Origin of the sequence: Bradyrhizobium sp. 164, assembly GCF_023073715.1 — a bacterium.
Taxonomy (GTDB): Bacteria; Pseudomonadota; Alphaproteobacteria; order Rhizobiales; family Xanthobacteraceae; genus Bradyrhizobium.
Map to the genome: position 1 here is coordinate 59332 of NZ_JADPKA010000083.1, position 20064 is coordinate 79395.

A 20064-nucleotide genomic window follows, 5' to 3' on the forward strand; every position below is an offset into this window, starting at 1 on the left:
ATGGCTTTCGCCCATGGGCCTTCGCCAGGACGACGTTGGAGGGGCATGTGTGCTCCACCGGCGCTCTCCTCGCAAAGAGCTGAAAGACACTACAGCCCCCGGATCATCCCCGCGTTGATCAGCAGCCGGTTCAGCCGCCGCGCCTCGGCGCCATCCCTGCAGCCATAGAAGATGCCCTTGCAGCGGAGCATGATCTCCTTCTGCTCGGCGAAGGACGGATCGAGCGGGATGCCGGCGGCTTCCTGGATCACTAGCGGCAGATAGGGACCGTCGATCGTGTCCATCACGGCATCGCTCTTCACCGGCTCGAAATTGACGGCGTCGATCGCATAATAGGTTGCGTAGAGACGCGGATCGTAAGCGTCGAGCTTCTTGCCGAGGGCGCCCTCGTCGAGGCCGGGCTCAAGCAGGTTCGGCGCGAATTCCGGCTGGTGATCGCCGTAGCGCACGATCAGGAAAGGCTCGCCGGGAAAGTTCTTCTTCAGACCGGCGACGAAAGCTTTGTACTGCTCGGCGCTCATCACCTGGCGGCGCAGATATTCGTCGATGGACGGCAAGTTGCCCGGCGCGCGCCAGTTCGGCAGCAGATCAGGACGGAAGCGCGTCTCCCAGGGGAAATGATTGGCGCCGAGATAGATGAAGGTGAACAGCGGCTTGTTCGGCGGTTGTTGCCCCATCAGCTGAAGCGCCTTGTCGTAGAAGAAGGAGTCCGGCTCGACGTCCTTGGCGCCCAGATCCTCCGAATCGAGGAAACGTTCGATGCCGGTCGTCATCTGGAAGCTGCGCGCGCCCATGAAGCCGCCATGGGCGGGGTAAAGCGACAGGGTGTCGTAGCCGCAACGGCGCAGTGCCAATGGCAGGCCGCGTTCGACGCGGTTCGAGGCGATGCGCGTCACGAAATAGGCGAAGCGGCCGAACGAACGCGACGAGAGCCCCGCAAGCACGTTGTATTCGGTGAACCAGCTCGGCCCGCCATTGCTCTCGGCCAGGAACGTGCGCTGCTTGCCGTCCCAAGACGTGAAATGGTCGCCGTAACGCGGCGGCACCTTGATGCCCTGCGCGGCGCGGATGTCGAAGCTCGATTCATCATGGATCATGATGATATTAGGGCGGCGGCCCGCAGGATGGCAGGCGTCCACCAGCGGCACGTTGAGCCGCTCGTTGGTTGAGGCTGCGGATTCCATGAAACCGTACTGCACGAAGTCGGCGACCGCGGTGACGCCGGAGCGGAAGAATTTCGAGAGATAGCCGTCGTCGTAATAGCCGCGCCAGGCCTGGTCAGGATGATAAAGCGAATAGCCGACCAATGCGGCAACGCAGGCGAGCTTGCAGGCGAGCGCCGGCAGCCGGCGGATCCGGAACGGATCAAGCCACCACAGCGCATACATCAGCGGCAACGTGACGAGGCCGGCCAGGATCACCGACCAGCGCAGATTCGGGAAGATCGTGAACAGGAACGCAACGCTGTCGCGGTCGATCATCATCAGATCGATGAAGTTGACCGTCATCTGCACGACTTCGTGCTTGAGGCGCGACAGCAGCACCAGCACGACGACCATGGTCAGGGACAGCGCGCCCGACAGCGCCGGGCGCCGCAGCAGCGTGATCCAGAAGAAGTTGAGGATGCCCCAGGCCAGGGCGAAGGAGAGGCGCGAGCCGAAATCGGTCTCGGTCTCGTACATCAGCGCCAGCGCTGCGAAATGTGGCGCCGTGACCGCGAGCAGCCGCCAGATGCCGAGCGCGGCGACGCTCGCAAGCACGGCGGTGGTGGCAGAAGGACCTGGATTGGGCGCGGACGCCATCGACGACACGCAACTTTTGGTCCGGCGCGGTGATGCCAAGCCGCTTGGCCGGCATCGAGACAGCTGGCGGCGCCCGGCGCAGCCGGAAGCCTGCGCCGTGTCATAAAACTGTAACGGAACGGTCAACGTCAGGCAACGCGTCCGGCGATCCGACATCGCTTATTGTTGGCGAAAGACGGGTTGGGCCGCAGCCGGCAGGCAGCTGCTCAACGTCAGGGTTGGGCGATCCCCGCGATGAACAGGTCGATCACCCCCTCCGCCATCCGCTCGATCTGGCCGTCCTCGATGCCCCAGCGCGGAAAGTGGCCATCGAGATTCATCCGGGCAAAACCGTAGACCAACGCGCGACTGGCGATCTGGATGCGCTTCAGATCCGCCGACCTCAGCAGGCCCTGCTCGGCCGCATCAGTCAGCATCCGTTCCGACAGCGCGATCAGCTCGGTATTGTCGCGGGTCAGGTCCGCCGAGCTGCCATGGGCGAAGTAGCGCCCGGTGGAGATGATCTCGAAATGAGCCGGATTGCGCATGGCCCAGCGCAAGTAAGCGAGTCCAAAGGCGCGAAAACGCTCCAGTGGACCCTTGGGCGGCTCCTCGCCCAGCGCCGCCTCGATCTCAGCGCGGAAACGCCGCTGCGCCTCCTCGGCCACCGCCGCCATCAAGGCATCGCGGTTCGGAAAGTGCCGGAACGGCGCGCCCGGCGACACCGCGGCCCGGCGCGCCGCCTCGCGGACGGAGACCTCCGCACCTTCGGCCGCCAATTGCAGCGCAGCGTCAATCAGCACACGGCGAAGGTCGCCGTGGTGATACGGCCGGGCTTCGGGTGTTCGGCGGGCACGCGGTTTGGACGTCTGACGGGCGGGCATAGCGTCTTCTAGCATCACCCGAACGTGAATGTAAGCAGCGATTACACTATTGACGATTTTGTTGCTCTATATGTAATCATTGATTACATCCTTGAGGAGATCGCCATGTCACAACGTCAAAGCTGGCTCGAAGGCTGGCGGCAGCTTGCCGTCCTAACGCTCAGTCTGATCGCCCTGAGCCTGTGGATCGCCTCGATGCGGCTGTTCGAGGTTGAGGGCGTTCGTATGGTGATCCGCTTCACGGCGCGAAGTTCGCTGCTGCTGTTCTGCCTCGCCTTCAGTGCCGCGGCGCTGGCGCGGCTCTCGCCCAATGCCTGGACGCGCTGGCAGCACCGTAACCGCCGCTATCTCGGCTTGAGCTTCGCGGCCTCCCACGCCATCCACGCGGCGGCGATCGTCGCGTTCGCCAGGATGGATCCGGCCGGCTTTGCCCAGGCGACCTCCGCCGCCTCCTACATCTTTGGCGGCATCGGCTATGGCTTCATCATCGCGATGAGTGCGACCTCGTTCGACCGCACCGCCGCGCTGCTCGGATTGCGCACCTGGCGCATACTGCACGTTGCGGGCGGCTACTATCTCTGGTTCCAGTTCATGGTGTCGTTCGGCAAGCGCGTGCCGGCCATGCCGCTCTACGCCGCATTCCTCGTTCCGCTGCTGATCGTGCTGACGTTGCGCATGATAGCGATGGCCCGCCACCCGCGCAGGCAAACCGTCGCCGCGGGCTGAAAACGCCCAAACTCACTGCGGCAGCAATCCGAGCCGCTTGGCGATGATGCGGTCGAGCGTCCGTTTCGGTAGCACGGCCGCAATCAGGTGGCGGAGCGGGTCCGGCGTGATCTGGTAGCGCACCTTCGGGCTTGGCGCCGTCAGCGCCTCGAACACGATCTCGGCGATCCGCTCGGCGGGCAGGCCCTTGGCGCCGATGTCCATCATGAACGCCATCACCTTGTTCAGCGCCGGCAGATAGGGCGAGTTCTGGTAGACGGAAAGGTCGATCTCTTCGGCCTTGCTCCAGATCGGCGTCTTCACCGCGCCGGGGGCGACGATGATGACGTCGATGCCGAACAGCATCAGCTCGCGGCGCAGGCTCTCCGACAGGCCCTCGATGGCGTGCTTGGAGGTGCTGTAAGGCGCCGACAGCGGATTGCCGCTCTTGCCAGCGACCGAGCTGATCATCACGATCCGGCCCTTCGGCCCCTTCAGCAAGGGGTCTGCGCCGAGCAGCGGCCCGAACGCCTGCGTCGCGATGACAGGGCCAATGACGTTGACGTCCATCTGGCGGCGGAAATCATCGGCCGACAATTCGAGCACGGGACCGGCAACCGCGATGCCGGCATTGTTGACGAGACCGGCCAGCGTCTCGCCGCCCAACGCTCCGCGAACTTTTCGCCCGGCGGCGAGGACTGCTGCCTCGTCGGTGACGTCGAACAGCAGCGGGGCAAAGTTCGCACCGAACTCGCCTTGCAGCCGGTCGGCGTCGGCCTGCTTGCGGACACTGCCGAACACGCGATAGCCGCGCCCGATCAGGAATTTCGCAACGGCCCAGCCGATGCCCGTAGACGCCCCGGTAACGACGACAGATCGCATGGTCTTTCCACCTCGGGTTGCCGTGATCATGCAGGAGGAAGGTGCCTGTGTGCAAATGGCGCCCAGCGCGCAAGTCCGCGCAGCAGGTGTCGGTTGTTAAGATGAAGCGGCGCGCGAACGTTGCGACATGAGGTCGAAGGCACCTTGAAAAGGCGGATGAAGAGCCGAATCTTTCACTCTGACGACGCAGCCCTTTTCACGATCAGGGAGTTCTAGAAATTTTTGAAAAGGGACGCGAGATCAAGAATGTGGTTTAAGCGTCAGTTCTTGGCGTTCAAGCAGCGCATCAACTCGCGAAGAATTTGAATGAAGCAACTATGCTTCGCGCGAGAAGGAAGAGAAAGATCGCGTTTGCGATCTCGCTCGAACATAGTCGCGAAGGCTTAAAGATTTGTTTGGCGAGCGAAGCTTTCGCTCGCGTGTCCCGGACAAGGCGCAGCGCATAAGCAATGCGTCGCGGAGCCGGGATCCAGAGGCCGCTTGGCCCCGGATCAGCAGGGCATCACCAAGGTGCTGCGCTGCGTCCGGGGCACAACGGCTTAGTTCTTGCTCTTGTCGACCAGCGCACCCTTCTTGATCCAGGGCATCATGTCGCGCAGTTTCGCGCCGACCTCTTCGATCGGGTGTGCGGCGAGCTTGGCGCGGGTCGCCTTGAAGGAGGTCTGGTTGACCTTGTTCTCGAGCATCCAGTCGCGCGCGAACTTGCCGCCCTGGATGTCGGCGAGAACCTTCCGCATCTCCTTCTTGGTCTCGTCGGTAATGATGCGCGGACCGGTGACATACTCCCCGTACTCGGCGGTGTTGGAGATCGAGTAGTTCATGTTGGCGATGCCGCCTTCATAGATCAGGTCGACGATCAGCTTCACTTCGTGCAGGCACTCGAAATAGGCCATCTCCGGGGCGTAGCCGGCTTCGACCAGGGTCTCGTAGCCGCCCTTGATCAACTCGACCAGGCCGCCGCAGAGCACCACCTGCTCGCCGAACAGGTCGGTCTCGCACTCTTCCTTGAAGGTGGTCTCGATGATGCCGGCGCGGCCGCCGCCGATCGCGGAGGCATAGGACAGGCCGAGGTCATGGGCGTTGCCCGAGACGTCCTTGGCGATCGCAATCAGGCAGGGCACGCCGCCGCCGCGCTGGTACTCCGAGCGCACGGTGTGGCCGGGGCCCTTCGGCGCGATCATCAGCACGTCGAGGTCGGCGCGCGGATCGAGCAAATTGAAGTGGACGTTGAGGCCGTGCGCGAACACGAGGGCGGCGCCCTTCTTCATGTTGTCGTGCAGGTGCTCGCGATAGATGTCGCCCTGAAGCTCGTCCGGGGTCAGCATCATGACGAGGTCGGCCCATTTGGCGGCTTCGGCGACTTCCATCACCTTGAAGCCGGCGTTCTCCGCCTTCTTGGCCGAGGCCGACCCTTTGCGCAGCGCAATCGCTACCTCCTTGACGCCGGAGTCCTTCAGGTTCAGCGCATGGGCGTGGCCCTGGCTGCCATAGCCGACGATGGCGACCTTCTTGCCCTTGATCAGGTTCAGGTCGGCGTCGCGATCGTAATAAACACGCATAGTTCGTTTCCTCGTTCGGGGCCGGAAATCGGCCGATGGTCAGATATTTCGAAGGTGAATTGACGGATTTCGGGGGCTGTCTAGAGCATTTTAGGGCCGCTGGGAAACCCGTTTCTGCATGGAAATCTGCGGCATCATGCATCCATGAAGACGGGGTAGAGGGAAGCGAGCAGCAGGACGGCCATCAGCACATTGAAGGCACGGACCAGCCGCTCTGAGGTCAGGACCGGCCGCAATGCGGAGCCGAACAGAGCCCAGACCACGGTCGAGACCGTGCCTACGAGCAGGCTGATCAGGGTCTGGATTGCGATGTTGAGCGGGAATTGGGCGATCGCCGCGTAGGCGGTAATGGTGCCGATCACGATCACCCAGCCTTTGGCGTTGATCCATTGGAACATCGCCGCGCCCCAGAAGGTCATCGGGCCGCGGGCGGCGCCGTCGCCCGGCTTGGTCGGCCCGGACATGGCGATCGCGGCGGCGAGATAGATCAGGTAGGCGGCACCGGCATATTTCAAGATGGTCTGAAGGACCGGATAGGCCAGGAACACGGAGCCGAGCCCGAGGCCGACCGCGGCGACCATGAAGGCGAAGCCGATGACGATCCCGACGATGTGGGGGATGGTGCGCCGGAAGCCGTAGGTCAGGCCCGAGGACAGCAGCATGATGTTGTTCGGCCCAGGCGTGAAGTACATCACGACCATGAAGGTGAGGAAGGCATAGAACAGCGACTGGGACATGTTCGCCTCACGCGACTTTCGGCAGCGGCTCTTTGGGCGATGCCTTGGGCCGCTGCGCCAGCACCATCACCGCGATACCGCCGATCACGGTCAGCATGCCGGCGAGGCGCAGGGGTCCGAACCGCTCGCCGAACACGATGCTGGAGGCGGCCGATCCCACGAACGGCACCAGCAGCGCGAACGGCACCACCTGCGCCGCCGGATAATCGCGCAGCAATCGTCCCCACAGCCAGTAGGCGATGCTGGTGGAGACGGCGCCGATCACCAGCAGGCAGATCAGGCCTGTCAGAGACATGTGGATCAGCGACTGCCAGGTCGGCGTTGGCCCGTTGACGACCAGCGCGAGCGCGAACAGCGGCACCGCGGCAGTAAGGCACAGCCAGGCGAACAGGTCGAACATCGGCGCACCACGGGCGCCCCGCAGCAGCAGATTGCCGACCGCAAAGCAGACCGGCGCGATCATCAGCACCCCGAAGGCGCCGACGCTGAAATCGTAGCCGACGGTCCCGCAGATCATCAAAAGGCCGGCTGCTGCGATGACGATGCCGAGCGTCTGCATCGGCGTCGGGCGTTCGCCGAATGCGACAGCGGCGAAGCCGATCGTGAACAGCGCCTGGCTCTGCACGACCACGCTGGCCAGGCCGACCGGCACGCCGTGGGCGATGCCATAGGCCTGGCTCAGGAACTGGCCGAGGAACAGCGTGACGCTGATCGCGATCAGGAGCGGCCAGGCGACCTTCGGCTTGGGAATGAAAAGGCACGGTACTGCAGCAATGGTGAAGCGCATTGCCGTCATCAGCTCCGGCGAGAACTCGTCGAGCGCGATCCGGCTCGCCACGAAGGCAAGCCCCCAGATGATCGCCACCAGGACGGCGATGAGGATGTCGGCCGGCTTCATTGTTGTTCCCGGTCCTGCCCTGTCGTGCAGTCCCTGTTATTGTTCTGATCTAGCCTTGCTCGCCGGCTTTCGGTTTCCGCAGCAGATAGGTGCCGTGCATCGGGGCGTGATAGTCGGCCGAGACCAGCCTGAAGCCGACGTCGGTCAGCATCCGTTCCATCACCCAGCCGAAGGTGGAATATTCGTCGCGCATGTGCGCGACGACACCTTCACGCGAAAAGTCGTGGTTCTTGATCTGGAAGTCGGCCCATTGCTCGACGTCGCGCTCAATGGCGTCCGGCATTGAAGTGTAGACGATGTCGCGCAGGTAGAAGCTCGCGCCCGGCTTCAGCGCGCGATAGATCCGCGACATCGCCACCGCCTTCCAGAAGTCCGGCAGATGGTGCAGCGTGAACTCGCTGACGATCAAATCGTAGGATTCCGGATGGTAGGAGAAGCTCAGCAGGCCGGCCGATTGGGTGCGGACCGGCGCCTTGCGGTCACGTGCATAGATCTCGGCGAGCGCCAGCATCGCGGGCGAGATGTCGATAGCATCGACCTCGGCGCCCATTAGCGCCGCTTCGGTGGCCAGCACGCCGTTACCGCAGCCGATATCGGCGATGCGCCAGCCGCGCTGGACCCCGAGCATTTTCAGCGCGGCGCGCGCCCGCAGGTCGGCATCGTCATGGCTGTCATAGATCGACGCCACTGCGGGCTCGATCCCCATCCGGTTCCGCTCATTATAGTACCAGTCGCGCGCCAGCATGGTTCACATCCCTTCAGGCCCGCGACCAATCGCGGCAACGCCGGTGCGCGACACCTCGACGAGGCCGAGCGGGCGCATCAGGTCGATATACTGATTGATCTTGTCCGTATTGCCTGTGATCTCGAACACGAAGCTCTCGGTGGTGGCGTCGATCACGCGGGCGCGGAACGCATCCGCAAGCCTCAGCGCCTCGACCCGGTGCTCGCCCTGCCCGCGCACCTTCACCATCGCGAGCTCCCGCTCGATCGAGCGCTTGGTCTGCGTCATGTCGACGACGCGATAGACCGGAATCATGCGATCGAGCTGGTGCTTGATCTGCTCGATCACCATTGGCGTGCCCGTCGTGACGATGGTGATGCGCGAGAGGTGCTTCTGGCTCTCGGTCTCCGAGACCGTGAGGCTCTCGATGTTGTAGCCGCGGCCCGAGAACAGACCGATGACGCGCGCAAGCACGCCGGGCTCGTTCTGCACGAGCACGGCGAGCGTGTGCGTCTCGTTGGGATCGTGACGGTCCTCGATGAAGTAGGCGGATGCCGGCTGGTTCATTGTCGTCCCCTCAAATCCTTTTCGTCATGTCCGCGAAGGCGGGCCGCCAGTAATTGCCACGGCCTGAGATCCCTACACAGGGAGCGGCGTACTGGATCGGCCGCTCGAGCCGGGCGATGGCAGCGGAGCTTGTGACCATTGCGCTCACACCAGCGCCTTGCCGCCGGCGAATGCCTTTGCGGTGGCCGCGTCGTTGGCCTGCTCCGGCAACAGCATTTCGTTGTGCGCCTTGCCGGAGGGGATCATCGGGAAGCAGTTTTCGAGCGCAGCGACGCGGCAGTCGAACAGCACCGGGCGCTTGACCGCGATCATCTCGTTGATGGCGCCCTCGAGATCGCCAGGCTTGTGCACCTGGAGGCCAATGCCGCCATAGGCTTCGGCGAGCTTGACGAAATCCGGCAGCGCCTCCGAGTAGGAATGCGACAGGCGGTTGCCATGCAGCAGCTGCTGCCACTGCCGCACCATGCCCATGTACTGGTTGTTCAGGATGAAGATCTTGATCGGCAGCTCGTACTGCACGGCCGTCGACATCTCCTGCATCGTCATCTGCACCGAGGCATCGCCCGCGATGTCGATGACGAGGCTGTCCGGGTGGGCAACCTGCACGCCGATCGCGGCCGGCAGGCCGTAGCCCATGGTGCCGAGGCCGCCCGACGTCATCCAGCGATGCGGCTCCTCGAAGCCGTAGAACTGGGCGGCCCACATCTGGTGCTGGCCGACCTCGGTCGTGATGTAGGTATCCTTGCCGCGCGTCGCTTCGAACAGGCTCTGGATCGCATGCTGCGGCAGGATGACGTCGTTGCTCTTCTTGTAATACAGCGAATTACGGGCACGCCACTGCGCGATCTGCTGCCACCACGATTTGATGTCGGGCTTCTTCGCCTCTGCCTTGAACACCTGGAGGATGTCGCCGAGGATGTTGCCGCAATCGCCGATGATCGGCACGTCAACCCGGATGTTCTTGTTGATCGAGGATGGGTCGATGTCGATATGGATCTTCTTCGAGCCCGGCGAGAACGCATCGACGCGACCGGTGATGCGGTCGTCGAAGCGCGCGCCGACGCACAGCATGACGTCGCAATCATGCATGGTCATGTTAGCTTCATAAGTGCCGTGCATGCCGAGCATGCCGAGCCAGTTCTTGCCCGAAGCTGGATAGGCGCCGAGGCCCATCAGCGTGGAGGTGATCGGGAAACCAGTGACCTCGACCAGCTCGCGCAAGAGCTTGGTCGCCTCGGGACCGGAATTGATGACGCCACCGCCGCTGTAGATCACCGGACGCTTGGCGTTGGCGAGCAGCGCCACCGCCTTGCGGATCTGCGTGGCATCGCCCTTCACGCGCGGCGCATAGGAGCGGTGCACGTCGGACTTGCGCGGCGGATGATAGGTACCGGTCGCGAACTGCACGTCCTTGGGAACGTCGACCAGCACCGGACCCGGACGGCCGGAGGTCGCGACGTAGAAAGCCTCGTGCAGCACCTTGGCGAGATCGTTGACGTCGCGCACCAGCCAGTTGTGCTTGGTGCAGGGGCGCGTGATGCCGACGGTGTCGCATTCCTGGAAGGCGTCGTTGCCAATCAGATGCGTCGGCACCTGGCCGGAGATGCACACCAGCGGGATCGAATCCATCAGCGCGTCGGTCAGCGGCGTCACCATGTTCGTGGCGCCGGGACCGGAGGTCACCAGCGCGACGCCCGGCTTGCCGGTCGAGCGCGCATAGCCCTCGGCGGCATGGCCGGCGCCCTGCTCGTGGCGGACCAGGATGTGCTGGACCTCGCTCTGCTGGAAGATCTCGTCATAGATGGGAAGCACCGCGCCGCCGGGATAGCCAAAAATGTCGGTCACGCCATGATCGATGAGCGCGCGGACGATCATCGCGGCGCCGGTCATCTGGTTCGGATCGTGGCTCTTCTCGCTCATTGGCTTGCTCCGGATGCGCTGTTGTCAGCGGCTTCGTTCGTGTCGGGTTCGGGAAATAAAAAAGGCCCCGAAGAGGGCCCACGCACACCGCCTGTCTTGTGGATGGCAGCTAGCCACCCCCGGCGGTGTGCCTGGGTACGACGGCGATAAGGAGTTTGGTAATAATGTTACGCATGGCAGGCGCTCGGCTTCCCAAAGGTTGCGCGAAACATAGCGGCCAAAGCCCGGATGTCAAGGCAATGTGGCCGTTCCCGCGCGATTTTGGCAGTGTAGCGGTGTTCCCCGGGTTCGGCGAGCGGTAAATTCGGGAACCGGGTACAAAAGCTCGTCAGTTCGCATCCCGTGTCGCGTCCACGATCGCGGCGAGCCATCCCCTCGCCTCCTCCGGCTTCACCCATTCGAACTCAGGCAATTGATGCCGGAACCAGGTGAACTGGCGCTTGGCGTAGTGGCGGGTGTCGGCGCGGCCGATTGTGGCAGCTTCTTCCAGGCTGAGCTCGCCGCGCAGATGCCGGATCAGCGCCGGCACGCCGTGGGCCTTCGTGGCCGGCAACAGCGGATCGAGGTGTCTGGCGGCAAGCCGCTCGACCTCCCTGAGCGCGCCGGCGCTCAACATGGCATCGAAGCGCGCATCGATGCGGGCATAGAGTTCGTCGCGCGCGGGGGCGAGAAACACCGCGCGAAAATTGTCCTTCGGCAGCAACGGCGGCTGGCCTTCGCCGTGCCAGTCGAGCAGCGAACGGCCGGTCGCTTCGACTACTTCCAGCGCGCGCGCGATCCGGGTGCGGTCGCGCAGATTCAATCGTTCGGCCGCACGCGGATCGCGGTGCGCGAGTTCCGCGTGTAGCGCTTCGACGCCGTTCTGCTGCAGCCGCGCGCGCACATCCTCGCGCACCTCGGCAGGAATTGGCGGCACTACGGAGAGGCCCGCCGTCAGTGCCTTGAAATAGAGCCCGGTGCCGCCGACGAAGATCGGCAGGCGGCGTTCGGCCATCGCCGCTTCGAGCGCCTTCGCCGCGTCGCTCACCCAGGCACCGGCCGAGAAATTCACGGCCGCATCGACATGGCCATAGAGACGATGCGGCACGAGCGCCTCATCAGCCCCTGTCGGCCGTGCCGTGATGATGCGCAGATCGCGGTAAACCTGCATGGAATCGGCGTTGATGATGATGCCGCCGGTGGCGAGCGCAAGCTCGAGCGCCAGCGCCGACTTGCCGCTGGCGGTCGGGCCTGCGATAAGCACGGCCTTGCCAACACGCCTTCCGCTGACTTGCCCCTCGCTCACGAAAACCTCAAATGTCCCTCGTCGCCACGCTGATCTGCAATCCCGACAATCCTGCGCTCGACTCTACCATCGTCGACGGCGCCCGCGCTGTGCTGCCACAAGCAGCTCCCGCGCACTGGTTGTTCGAAGGGGTTGCGGTCGACATTCCCTTCGGCGCCGAAAGTAACCTCGAAGGCGACCGCCACGCCATCGAACAGCGGCTCCGCGAGCTTCGCGGCGACCTGCCCATCGACATCGTCGTGCAGCCAGTCGGCTTCCGGCGCAAGAAGCTTTTTCTCGCCGACATGGATTCCACCATGATCGGCCAGGAATGCATCGACGAACTCGCCGACTTGGTCGGGGTGAAGGCGCATGTGGCCGCCATCACCGAACGCGCGATGCGCGGCGAGATCGAGTTCGAGCCGGCGCTGCGCGAGCGCGTTGCGCTGCTCAAGGATCTGCCCGCCAGCGCGGTCGACGAAGTACTGGCCAAACGCATCACGCTGACCCCCGGCGGCCGTGAGCTGGTCGCGACCATGCGCGCGCACGGCGCCTACACCTGCCTCGTCTCGGGCGGCTTCACGCTGTTCACGAACGCGGTCGCCGCCAAGATCGGCTTCCAGGAAAACCGCGCCAACGAACTCGTCGTGCGCGACGGCAAGTTCACCGGCGAGGTGAAGGAACCGATCCTGGGCCGCGCCGCGAAACTCGCGACACTGTTGGATCTGATGGAATCGTTTGATCTCGACGACCTCGAGTCGATCGTGGTCGGTGACGGCGCCAATGACCTTGGGATGATCCAGGCGGCGGGGCTCGGTGTGGCGTATCACGCCAAGCCGGCGGTGGCCGCGGCCGCGGCAGCGCGGATTGATCACGGCGATCTCACCGCGCTGCTGTATGCGCAAGGGTATCGGCGCGAGGAGTTCGTGGAGGGGTAACGTTCTCTGCGTCATTCCGGGTGATGCGAAGCATCGAACCCGGAATGACAATGAATGGTAGGACGACCAGCCCTTCCTATTGCACGCTCAACGCCACGAAGCGCAGCTCGCCGTCGGCATTGGAGACGAGCAGCAGCACCGACTTCTTGCCGTCCTTCTTGAGCTGATCGACCCGCTTCTGGATGTCGGCGCCGCTCGACACCGCCTCCTGCGCCACCTCGACGATGACGTCACCGGCGGAGAGCCGCTTCTCGGCGGCGTCGGAATTGGCCTCGACATTGGTGACGACCACGCCCTTGACGGTGTCCTTGATCTTGTAGCGCGTGCGTAGATCCTTGCTCAGCGTTGCCAGATCGAGACCGAGCGCCTTCTGCGTCACCGGCTTCTCGGGTGCGGGCTCGTCGGTTTTCACCGCGGCCTGCACCTTCTCGGGATCCTGGAGCCGGCCGAGCGTGACCTTCTTGGCCTGTTCCTGGCCTTTGCGGATGATGATCACGTCGACCTCCTTGCCAACCGCCGTGTCGGCGACGACGCGGGACAGGTCCTTCGGATCCTTGACGTCCTTGCCATCGAATTTGACGACGACGTCACCAGGCTCGATGCCGGCGGGCTTCGCCGGACCCTTGTCGTCCACGCCGGCGACCAGCGCGCCGCGCGCCGGCTTGATGTTGAGGCTCTCGGCGATCTCGTCGGTGACGCTCTGGATGCGCACCCCTAACCAGCCGCGGCGCAGCTCGCCGAACTGCCGGAGCTGGTCGACGACGCCAACGACCGTCTTCGACGGCACGGCGAAGCCGATGCCAATGGAGCCGCCGGAGGGCGAGATGATCAGCGTGTTGACGCCGATGACGTCGCCGTCGAGGTTGAACAGCGGGCCGCCGGAATTGCCGCGGTTGATGGAGGCGTCGGTCTGGATATAGCTGTCATATGGCCCTGAGGAGATGTCGCGGTTCTTGGCCGAGACGATACCGGCCGTGACCGTGCCACCGAGACTGAAGGGGTTGCCGATCGCGACCACCCAGTCGCCGAGCCGGAGCTTGTCGGAGTCGCCGAACTTCACCGCGACCAGCGGCTTCGGAGGCTTGATCTTGAGCACGGCGAGGTCGGTCTTCTTGTCGACGCCGACCAGCTCGGCCTTGATCTTGGTGCCGTCGTTGAGGATGACATGGATCTCGTCGGCATCGGCAATGACATGGTTGTTGGTAACGACCACGCCTGCTGTGTCGATGATGAAGCCGGAGCCGAGCGAGTTGGTCTTGCGCGGCGGGTTGTTGTCGCCGCCCTTGCTGCCACCGCCGGGACCCCTGCGGTTCTTGAAGAAGTCGTCGAAGAACTCCTCGAACGGCGAACCTGGCGGCAGTTGCGGCATGGTATTGCTGCCGCCGCCCTTGGCCTCGACGGTCTGCGACGTAGAGATGTTGACGACCGCGTCGATCACCTTCTCGGCGACGTCGGCGATGCCGTCCGCTCCACGCGCATGGGCCGGCGTGCCGAACGCGCCGAAAGCACCGATGGCGAGCGCGGCCAGCCCAGTTCGCACCCAATGGCGCAAGCGGGACGGGGCAATGGTGGCAGCGGTCATTGTGATCTCCAGAGAATAGGGTTCGGCGCCAGCCTGCGCTCGAACGGGGGGACGGCGCAAGCGCAGAGCTTAACGGGTCTCAACACCCCGATAATACGGCGAAAAACCGGTCGATTGCCTTCACTTTGGCGTTGGCATGATGCTTAAACCGGGCGCCGCATCACCCAGATCAGGATCAGGCCGGCCACGGCCGAACCGATTCCGACAGCCCGCAGGATGTTGTCCGGCGTGGCGATAGCACTCTTCATGGCCTTGCGCATCCAGTTGGGACTGGCCGCGAACATCAAGCCTTCCAGCACGAACAGGATGCCTAGGCCGATGAGGAAGTCGGCAAACGCAATGGACCTCATCGGAATGGAACCTCCCGTTATGCTGTTCTTGTCTGGGCAAGGGCGGCCAAGCCGGCCGCCCTGTCTAGCTTACGGCTTCGCCGGCGTCTCGGTTGCCATCTTGCCGGACGGGTTACTGAAGTACCGGAAGAAATCCGAGTCTGGCCGCAGCAGGAAACGGGTATCGTTCGAACGCAGCCCGTTCTCATAGGCCGTCATCGACCGGTAGAAGGCGAAGAAATCGGCGTCCTTGCTGTAGGCTTCCGCAAACAGGCGGTTGCGCTCGGCATCGCCTGCACCGCGGGTCTGCTCAGCCTGCGAATTGGCCTCCGCGACGATGATGGTCGCCTCGCGATCGGCCTTGGACTTGATCTCCTGGGCCTTCTGGCCACCCTGTGCACGGAACTCAGCGGCCTCCCGCTCGCGCTCGGTCTTCATGCGCTGGTAGACCGCTTGGCTGTTCTGCTCCGGCAGGTCGGCACGGCGGATCCGGACGTCGACGACCTGAATGCCGTAGCCATCGGCCTCGCGGTCGAGCTGGTCGCGGATGCGCTGCATCAGCTTCTCGCGATCGTCGCGAACCACGTTGATGAAGGTGACCTCGCCGAGCACGCGGCGCAGCGCCGCGTTGAGGAGCGTGGTCAGCTGAATGTTGGCGGCCTGGATCGAGCCGACGCTCTGATAGAAGCGCAACGCATCCTTGATGCGGTAACGCGCGAAAGCGTCGACCACCAGCCGCTTCTGGTCGGAGGCGATCGCTTCCTGCGACGGGTTCTCCAGGTCGAGGATCCGCTTGTCGATGTTGATCACCGAATTCCACGGCGCCTTGAAATGCAGGCCGGGTGCGGTGACGACGTCGACGGGCTTGCCGAACTGGAGCACGATGGTCTGCTCGGTCTGCTGCACCGTGAACAGCGACATGTAGCCGACGATCACGACCAGCAGGAGTCCGAGCAGCGAGACGAAACCTGTAACCGGAGACCTCATCGGTTGCCTCCGCTCGACTGCGGACCGGTCGTAGGCTGCCGCTTGGGCGTCAACTCGGGAAGCGGCAGATAGGGCACGACACCCTGACCCGCAGGGCCGCCGTCATAGACCAGCTTCTCGGCGCCGCCGAGCACGCGCTCCATCGTCTCCAGATAAATCCGTTCACGCGTCACGTCGGGCGCCTTCTTGTATTCGTCGTACACTTTCAGGAAGCGCGCGCTCTGGCCCTTGGCCTCGGCGACCGCCTGCTCCTTGTAGCCTTCGGCGGCCTGCAGGATCTGCGCTGCACGTCCGCGCGCCTGCGGCACCACTTGGTTGGCGTAGGTCTGCGCTTCGTTTTGCAGCTGCTCCAGATTGGCGCGCGCCGCTTGCACGTCACGGAAGGCGTCGATCACCTGCGCCGGCGGATCGACCTTCTGCATCTGCACCTGGGTGATGAGAATGCCTGCGCCATAGCTGTCGAGAGTCTTCTGGATCAGTTCCTGCACCCCCTGCTCGATCGTATTGCGGGCACCGGTCAGGATCGGCTGGATCTGCGAACGGCCAATGACCTCACGCATCGCGCTCTCGGCGACCGCTTTCACGGTGCCTTCGGGGTTCTGGATGTTGAACAGAAAATCGCCCACGCCGCCGGCGTCGGGCTTGATGCGCCAGAGCACGGTGAAGTCGACGTCGACGATGTTCTCGTCACCGGTCAGCATCAGGCTCTCTTCCGGCACGTCGCGAATGGAGCGGCCGCGCCGCGCCGGATCCTCGATCACCGTCATGCCGATGGAAGTCGTGGAGACGCGCAGCGCCTTCGGCAGCAGCACGGTCTCGATCGGATAGGGCAGGTGGTAATTCAGGCCCGGATCGACGGTGCGGACATGCTTGCCGAAGCGCAGCACGACGCCGCGCTCTTCGGACTGCACGCGGAAGAAGCCCGACAGCAGCCAGAACGCGACGATGAGCAGGATGATCAGCGTGATGCCGACGCCGGAAAAATAGCCGCCCGGCATGATCTGCTGGAGGCGGTCCTGGCCGCGCCGCAGGAGGTCTTCCAGATCCGGCGGCCTCGGCCCGACCGGTTGCGGGCCGGAGCCCCATGGTCCCTTTGGACCCGAGCCCCATGGGCCACCGCCCTGATTCTTCCACGGCATTCGACGCTCTCCTCGGCAGGGTGGCATTGCCCCCGCCCGCTTTGTCCGGTCCGGCTTTATAGGGGACAGGCAGGTCCCTTACAACGCAGCCCTGACCGTCCTCCGAGCTATGCTCGGGCGCGAAAAAGTCAATGTAAACATTGGCGAATGCGGTTAATGGCCCGCCCGCCGACGATATGTCACATAGGAGAAGTCGGCGCTGTCGTCGGGGCCGGCAGGATGACGGATGCGCGCCACCTCGTCCCACTCGGCCTTGTCGATGTCGAAATACGTGTCGCCTTGGGGCCGCGCATGCACTTCGGTGATTTCGAGCCGATCGGCGCGATCGATCCATTGCCGAAAGATCTCGGCGCCGCCGATCACCGCGATCTCAGTGACCGAACGCCGCAGGGCGTCGCCCCGCGCAACCGCGTCCGCATCAGCCGCCGATGTCGTGACGATGGCTCCGATGGCGCGATAACCCGCATCGCGCGTGATCACGATGTTGGTGCGGTTCGGCAGCGGCCGGGGCAGGGATTCGAAGGTCTTGCGGCCCATGATCACGGGCTTGCCGATCGTGAGCGCCTTGAAGCGCGCCATGTCGGATTTCAGTCGCCACGGCATGGTGTTGCCCGCGCCGATGATTCCGTTCTCGGCGATCGCGACGACGAAGACGATCTCCATCAGGTCGCGCTCCCGGCAAGCCGTGTCAACGCTGGCCCGGTGACGCGACACAGCGTCCAGTCGTCCATCATGACGGCACCGAGCGATTTGTAGAACGCGATCGACGGCGCATTCCAGTCGAGCACCGCCCATTGCAGGCGCGACCAGCCGTTGTCGACGCATTCCTTCGCGAGATAGACCAGCAGCGCCTTGCCGAGGCCCCTGCCCCGATGCGACGGCCGCACATAGAGGTCTTCGAGATAGATGCCGTGGCGGCCGCTGAAAGTGGAGAAATTCGCAAACCACACCGCAAAACCGGCCGCCTCGCCGTTCCATTCGGCGATCGCGCAATGGAGCTGCGGCCGCTCGCCGAACAGCGCGTCCGCAATCATCGCCTCTGTTGCCTCGACCTCGTGCGAGAGCTTTTCGTATTCGGCGAGTTCGCGGATGAAAGCAAGAACGAGCCCGGCTTCGCCCGGGCGCACGCGGCGGATGTTGAGCGACATAGGCGCTAAACCGCGACTTCCGCCTTGATGTGCGGATGCGGATCGTAGCCGACGAGCTCGAAATCCTCGAAGCGGAACGAGAAGATGTCCTTCACGTCGGGGTTGATCCGCATCACCGGCAGCGCGCGGGGCGCGCGGGTGAGCTGGAGCTTCGCTTGCTCCAGATGGTTGGAATAGAGATGGGTATCGCCGAACGAATGCACGAAGTCGCCGGGCTTGAGGCCGGTGACCTGCGCGACCATCATCGTCAGCAGCGAATAGGAGGCAATGTTGAAGGGCACGCCGAGGAACACGTCGGCAGAGCGCTGATAGAGCTGGCAAGACAATTTGCCGTTGGCGACGTAGAACTGGAACAGGCAGTGGCACGGCGGCAGCGCCATCTTGTCGACCTCGGCCGGATTCCAGGCCGAGACGATCAGGCGGCGCGAGTCCGGATTGCGCTTGATCATGTCGACCACGTTCGCGATCTGGTCGATGCTGCGGCCATCAGGCGCGGGCCAGGAGCGCCACTGATGCCCGTAAACCGGGCCGAGATCGCCATTGGCATCGGCCCATTCGTCCCAGATGGTGACGCCGTTGTCGCGCAGATATTTGATGTTGGTATCGCCCTTCAGGAACCAGAGCAGCTCATGCACAATCGCCTTCAGCGGCAGCCGCTTGGTGGTCAGCATCGGGAAACCGGCGGACAGATTGAAGCGCATCTGGTGGCCGAACACCGACAGCGTACCGGTACCGGTCCGGTCGGTCTTCTCGGCGCCGTCTGAAAGAATCCGCTCGAGCAGGTCCTGATACTGGTGCATGTGTCGTGCGCCTTTGGGGAGGCTGGAAACTTAGCGGCCGCCTCCGCGCTGCGACAGCGGCGATTCGCTGTTCGCGCCGATTATACCCGGAAAAGTGAGCGTTCCCGGCGCAAACGACAAGCGGCGGAACCCAGCGTCCCGCCCCTCACCTATCAGCCTGATCCCGCTGGCTAAGTTGCCGGCTTGAGCACCGGGCTCCATTTCGCGATCTCGTTCTTGACGAGGGTCGCCAGCGCCTCCGGCGTACGGTCCTTGGGGCCGGGAATGACGCTGCCGAGCTCGAGCAGGCGCTTCCGGACGGTCTCGTCGTCGAGCGCCTTGATGGCCGCGGCGTTCAGGCTCGCAACGATTGCCGGCGAGGTTCCCTTCGGTGCGAACATCGCATTCCAGGCCTGGGCCTGGAATGCGGGTAGGCCGGCTTCCGCCGTCGTCGGCACGTTCGGCAGCGACGGATTGCGCTCCGCCGTCGCGATCGCATAGGCCTTGATGGTGCCGGCATTGATCTGCGGCACGGCGTTGACGATCTGGTCACACATGTAGTCGACCTGGCCGGCCACCAGCGCGTTCATCGCGGGGCCCGTGCCATTGAAGGGCACACCGACCGGCTTGATGTCGAGGATGGAGTGCAGAAGCTCGCACGAGACGTGCGAGACCGAGCCGACGCCGGCATGCGCGGCATTCACCTTCTCGGCGTTGGCCTTCACGTAGGCGACGAACTCCTTGAGGTCCTTCGGCGGAAAATCCTTGCGCGCCAGAATCAGGATCGGCGTGCCCGCGAGCAGCGCGACCGGCTCGAAGTCCTTTTCGGGATGATAGGCAAGCTTTGGATAAAGCGGCACGGAGGCGGCATGCGTGCCCATATGCCCGGTGATGAGCGTATAGCCGTCGTTGGCCGCACGCGCGGCGCGCGTTGTGGCGGTGGTGCCGCCGGCGCCCACTACATTCTCGATGATGATGCTCTGCCCCAGCGTCTGCGCCATGTGCGCGGTGACGATGCGCGCGACGACGTCGGTCGGTCCGCCGGCCGCGAACGGCACGATCATGGTGATGCTGCGCGTCGGATAGGTCTGTGCCTCAGCGGGTGCGGCAAGGACGCACAATGATGCGAACGCCGCGGCACATGCGCCCGCAAGCGCGCGAATGACAGTCATCTCGATCTCCCGGGAGACAAACAAAAATGCCGGCCACAAGGGCCGGCATTTTCATTCCACGAAGCCGTC

Annotated in this window: 20 protein-coding genes; 2 read left to right on the top strand and 18 right to left on the bottom strand. The window is 64.0% G+C overall.

Going from position 1 to position 20064, the window contains the following annotated elements; genetic code table 11:
- Positions 1-89: 89 nt before the first annotated feature.
- Together IVB01_RS25480 and IVB01_RS25485 are read right to left on the bottom strand one after the other, a co-directional pair.
- Positions 90-1802, bottom strand: coding sequence for a sulfatase-like hydrolase/transferase (locus tag IVB01_RS25480; RefSeq protein ID WP_247278545.1), 1713 nt, complete (start codon positions 1800-1802; stop codon positions 90-92).
- Positions 1803-2014: 212 nt separating this feature from the next.
- Positions 2015-2665 carry a TetR/AcrR family transcriptional regulator gene (locus IVB01_RS25485; RefSeq protein ID WP_247278544.1) on the bottom strand — a complete coding sequence of 217 codons (651 nt, stop codon included), beginning with the start codon at positions 2663-2665 and terminating at the stop codon, positions 2015-2017.
- Between the two features lie 105 nt (positions 2666-2770).
- On the opposite strand from IVB01_RS25485, the gene IVB01_RS25490 reads away from it, so the two are divergent.
- Positions 2771-3391 carry a hypothetical protein gene (locus IVB01_RS25490; RefSeq protein ID WP_247278543.1) on the top strand — a complete coding sequence of 207 codons (621 nt, stop codon included), beginning with the start codon at positions 2771-2773 and terminating at the stop codon, positions 3389-3391.
- Between the two features lie 12 nt (positions 3392-3403).
- On the opposite strand, the gene IVB01_RS25495 is transcribed toward IVB01_RS25490, so the two are convergent.
- The 8 genes from IVB01_RS25495 to miaA all read right to left on the bottom strand — a co-directional run bounded on the left by IVB01_RS25495 (position 3404) and on the right by miaA (position 11942).
- Complete coding sequence (locus IVB01_RS25495; RefSeq protein ID WP_247278542.1) at positions 3404-4252, bottom strand: SDR family oxidoreductase; 849 nt, start codon at positions 4250-4252, stop codon at positions 3404-3406.
- A gap of 539 nt (positions 4253-4791) precedes the next feature.
- Positions 4792-5811 carry a ketol-acid reductoisomerase gene (gene ilvC / locus IVB01_RS25500; protein ID WP_035700280.1) on the bottom strand — a complete coding sequence of 340 codons (1020 nt, stop codon included), beginning with the start codon at positions 5809-5811 and terminating at the stop codon, positions 4792-4794.
- Positions 5812-5945: 134 nt separating this feature from the next.
- Complete coding sequence (locus tag IVB01_RS25505; RefSeq protein WP_247278541.1) at positions 5946-6548, bottom strand: LysE family translocator; 603 nt, start codon at positions 6546-6548, stop codon at positions 5946-5948.
- A 7-nt stretch (positions 6549-6555) separates the two neighbouring features.
- A complete protein-coding gene (locus tag IVB01_RS25510; protein WP_247278540.1) occupies positions 6556-7446 on the bottom strand; it encodes an EamA family transporter in 891 nt (296 codons plus the stop codon).
- A 49-nt stretch (positions 7447-7495) separates the two neighbouring features.
- Complete coding sequence (locus IVB01_RS25515) at positions 7496-8191, bottom strand: class I SAM-dependent methyltransferase (protein WP_247278539.1); 696 nt, start codon at positions 8189-8191, stop codon at positions 7496-7498.
- Positions 8192-8194: 3 nt separating this feature from the next.
- A complete protein-coding gene (ilvN, locus tag IVB01_RS25520; RefSeq protein WP_247278538.1) occupies positions 8195-8737 on the bottom strand; it encodes an acetolactate synthase small subunit in 543 nt (180 codons plus the stop codon).
- Between the two features lie 144 nt (positions 8738-8881).
- Entirely contained in the window at positions 8882-10657 is a 1776-nt protein-coding gene (locus IVB01_RS25525) for an acetolactate synthase 3 large subunit (protein ID WP_247278537.1), read from the bottom strand.
- A 328-nt stretch (positions 10658-10985) separates the two neighbouring features.
- Entirely contained in the window at positions 10986-11942 is a 957-nt protein-coding gene (miaA, locus tag IVB01_RS25530) for a tRNA (adenosine(37)-N6)-dimethylallyltransferase MiaA (RefSeq protein WP_247278536.1), read from the bottom strand.
- 11 nt (positions 11943-11953) lie between these two features.
- On the opposite strand from miaA, the gene serB reads away from it, so the two are divergent.
- Complete coding sequence (serB, locus tag IVB01_RS25535) at positions 11954-12859, top strand: phosphoserine phosphatase SerB (RefSeq protein ID WP_247278535.1); 906 nt, start codon at positions 11954-11956, stop codon at positions 12857-12859.
- 76 nt (positions 12860-12935) lie between these two features.
- Here the strand turns inward: serB and IVB01_RS25540 are convergent, their stop codons facing one another.
- From IVB01_RS25540 to IVB01_RS25575, 8 genes are all read right to left on the bottom strand, one after another.
- Positions 12936-14441 (bottom strand): Do family serine endopeptidase, encoded by a 1506-nt coding sequence (locus IVB01_RS25540; RefSeq protein ID WP_247278534.1) that lies wholly within the window; start codon positions 14439-14441, stop codon positions 12936-12938.
- Between the two features lie 143 nt (positions 14442-14584).
- Entirely contained in the window at positions 14585-14791 is a 207-nt protein-coding gene (locus IVB01_RS25545; protein ID WP_027560516.1) for a DUF2065 domain-containing protein, read from the bottom strand.
- Between the two features lie 69 nt (positions 14792-14860).
- A complete protein-coding gene (locus IVB01_RS25550) occupies positions 14861-15757 on the bottom strand; it encodes a protease modulator HflC (RefSeq protein WP_247278533.1) in 897 nt (298 codons plus the stop codon).
- Positions 15754-16896 (bottom strand): FtsH protease activity modulator HflK, encoded by a 1143-nt coding sequence (gene hflK, locus IVB01_RS25555; RefSeq protein ID WP_247278532.1) that lies wholly within the window; start codon positions 16894-16896, stop codon positions 15754-15756. The genes IVB01_RS25550 and hflK overlap by 4 nt, the downstream gene beginning before the upstream one ends.
- A 153-nt stretch (positions 16897-17049) precedes the next feature.
- Positions 17050-17559, bottom strand: coding sequence for a dihydrofolate reductase (locus tag IVB01_RS25560; RefSeq protein ID WP_247278531.1), 510 nt, complete (start codon positions 17557-17559; stop codon positions 17050-17052).
- Positions 17559-18044: a GNAT family N-acetyltransferase gene (locus IVB01_RS25565; protein ID WP_247278530.1), complete on the bottom strand. Its 486-nt coding sequence runs from the start codon at positions 18042-18044 to the stop codon at positions 17559-17561. The genes IVB01_RS25560 and IVB01_RS25565 overlap by 1 nt, the downstream gene beginning before the upstream one ends.
- A gap of 5 nt (positions 18045-18049) precedes the next feature.
- Positions 18050-18844, bottom strand: a complete 795-nt coding sequence (locus IVB01_RS25570) for a thymidylate synthase (protein ID WP_247278529.1) — start codon at positions 18842-18844, stop codon at positions 18050-18052.
- A 170-nt stretch (positions 18845-19014) separates the two neighbouring features.
- Entirely contained in the window at positions 19015-19995 is a 981-nt protein-coding gene (locus tag IVB01_RS25575; RefSeq protein WP_247278528.1) for a tripartite tricarboxylate transporter substrate binding protein BugD, read from the bottom strand.
- Positions 19996-20064: the final 69 nt, after the last annotated feature.

Bases quoted from the DNA above. Each gene is read 5' to 3' on its own strand.
- hflK (WP_247278532.1), bottom strand. From the start codon at position 16,896: ATGCCGTGGAAGAATCAGGGCGGTGGCCCATGGGGCTCGGGTCCAAAG.
- IVB01_RS25490 (WP_247278543.1), top strand. From the start codon at position 2,771: ATGTCACAACGTCAAAGCTGGCTCGAAGGCTGGCGGCAGCTTGCCGTC.
- ilvN (WP_247278538.1), bottom strand. From the start codon at position 8,737: ATGAACCAGCCGGCATCCGCCTACTTCATCGAGGACCGTCACGATCCC.
- IVB01_RS25575 (WP_247278528.1), bottom strand. From the start codon at position 19,995: ATGACTGTCATTCGCGCGCTTGCGGGCGCATGTGCCGCGGCGTTCGCA.
- ilvC (WP_035700280.1), bottom strand. From the start codon at position 5,811: ATGCGTGTTTATTACGATCGCGACGCCGACCTGAACCTGATCAAGGGC.
- IVB01_RS25505 (WP_247278541.1), bottom strand. From the start codon at position 6,548: ATGTCCCAGTCGCTGTTCTATGCCTTCCTCACCTTCATGGTCGTGATG.
- IVB01_RS25565 (WP_247278530.1), bottom strand. From the start codon at position 18,044: ATGTCGCTCAACATCCGCCGCGTGCGCCCGGGCGAAGCCGGGCTCGTT.
- IVB01_RS25525 (WP_247278537.1), bottom strand. From the start codon at position 10,657: ATGAGCGAGAAGAGCCACGATCCGAACCAGATGACCGGCGCCGCGATG.
- IVB01_RS25515 (WP_247278539.1), bottom strand. From the start codon at position 8,191: ATGCTGGCGCGCGACTGGTACTATAATGAGCGGAACCGGATGGGGATC.
- serB (WP_247278535.1), top strand. From the start codon at position 11,954: ATGTCCCTCGTCGCCACGCTGATCTGCAATCCCGACAATCCTGCGCTC.
- IVB01_RS25485 (WP_247278544.1), bottom strand. From the start codon at position 2,665: ATGCCCGCCCGTCAGACGTCCAAACCGCGTGCCCGCCGAACACCCGAA.
- IVB01_RS25570 (WP_247278529.1), bottom strand. From the start codon at position 18,844: ATGCACCAGTATCAGGACCTGCTCGAGCGGATTCTTTCAGACGGCGCC.
- IVB01_RS25550 (WP_247278533.1), bottom strand. From the start codon at position 15,757: ATGAGGTCTCCGGTTACAGGTTTCGTCTCGCTGCTCGGACTCCTGCTG.
- IVB01_RS25545 (WP_027560516.1), bottom strand. From the start codon at position 14,791: ATGAGGTCCATTGCGTTTGCCGACTTCCTCATCGGCCTAGGCATCCTG.
- IVB01_RS25495 (WP_247278542.1), bottom strand. From the start codon at position 4,252: ATGCGATCTGTCGTCGTTACCGGGGCGTCTACGGGCATCGGCTGGGCC.
- IVB01_RS25560 (WP_247278531.1), bottom strand. From the start codon at position 17,559: ATGGAGATCGTCTTCGTCGTCGCGATCGCCGAGAACGGAATCATCGGC.
- IVB01_RS25540 (WP_247278534.1), bottom strand. From the start codon at position 14,441: ATGACCGCTGCCACCATTGCCCCGTCCCGCTTGCGCCATTGGGTGCGA.
- IVB01_RS25510 (WP_247278540.1), bottom strand. From the start codon at position 7,446: ATGAAGCCGGCCGACATCCTCATCGCCGTCCTGGTGGCGATCATCTGG.
- IVB01_RS25480 (WP_247278545.1), bottom strand. From the start codon at position 1,802: ATGGCGTCCGCGCCCAATCCAGGTCCTTCTGCCACCACCGCCGTGCTT.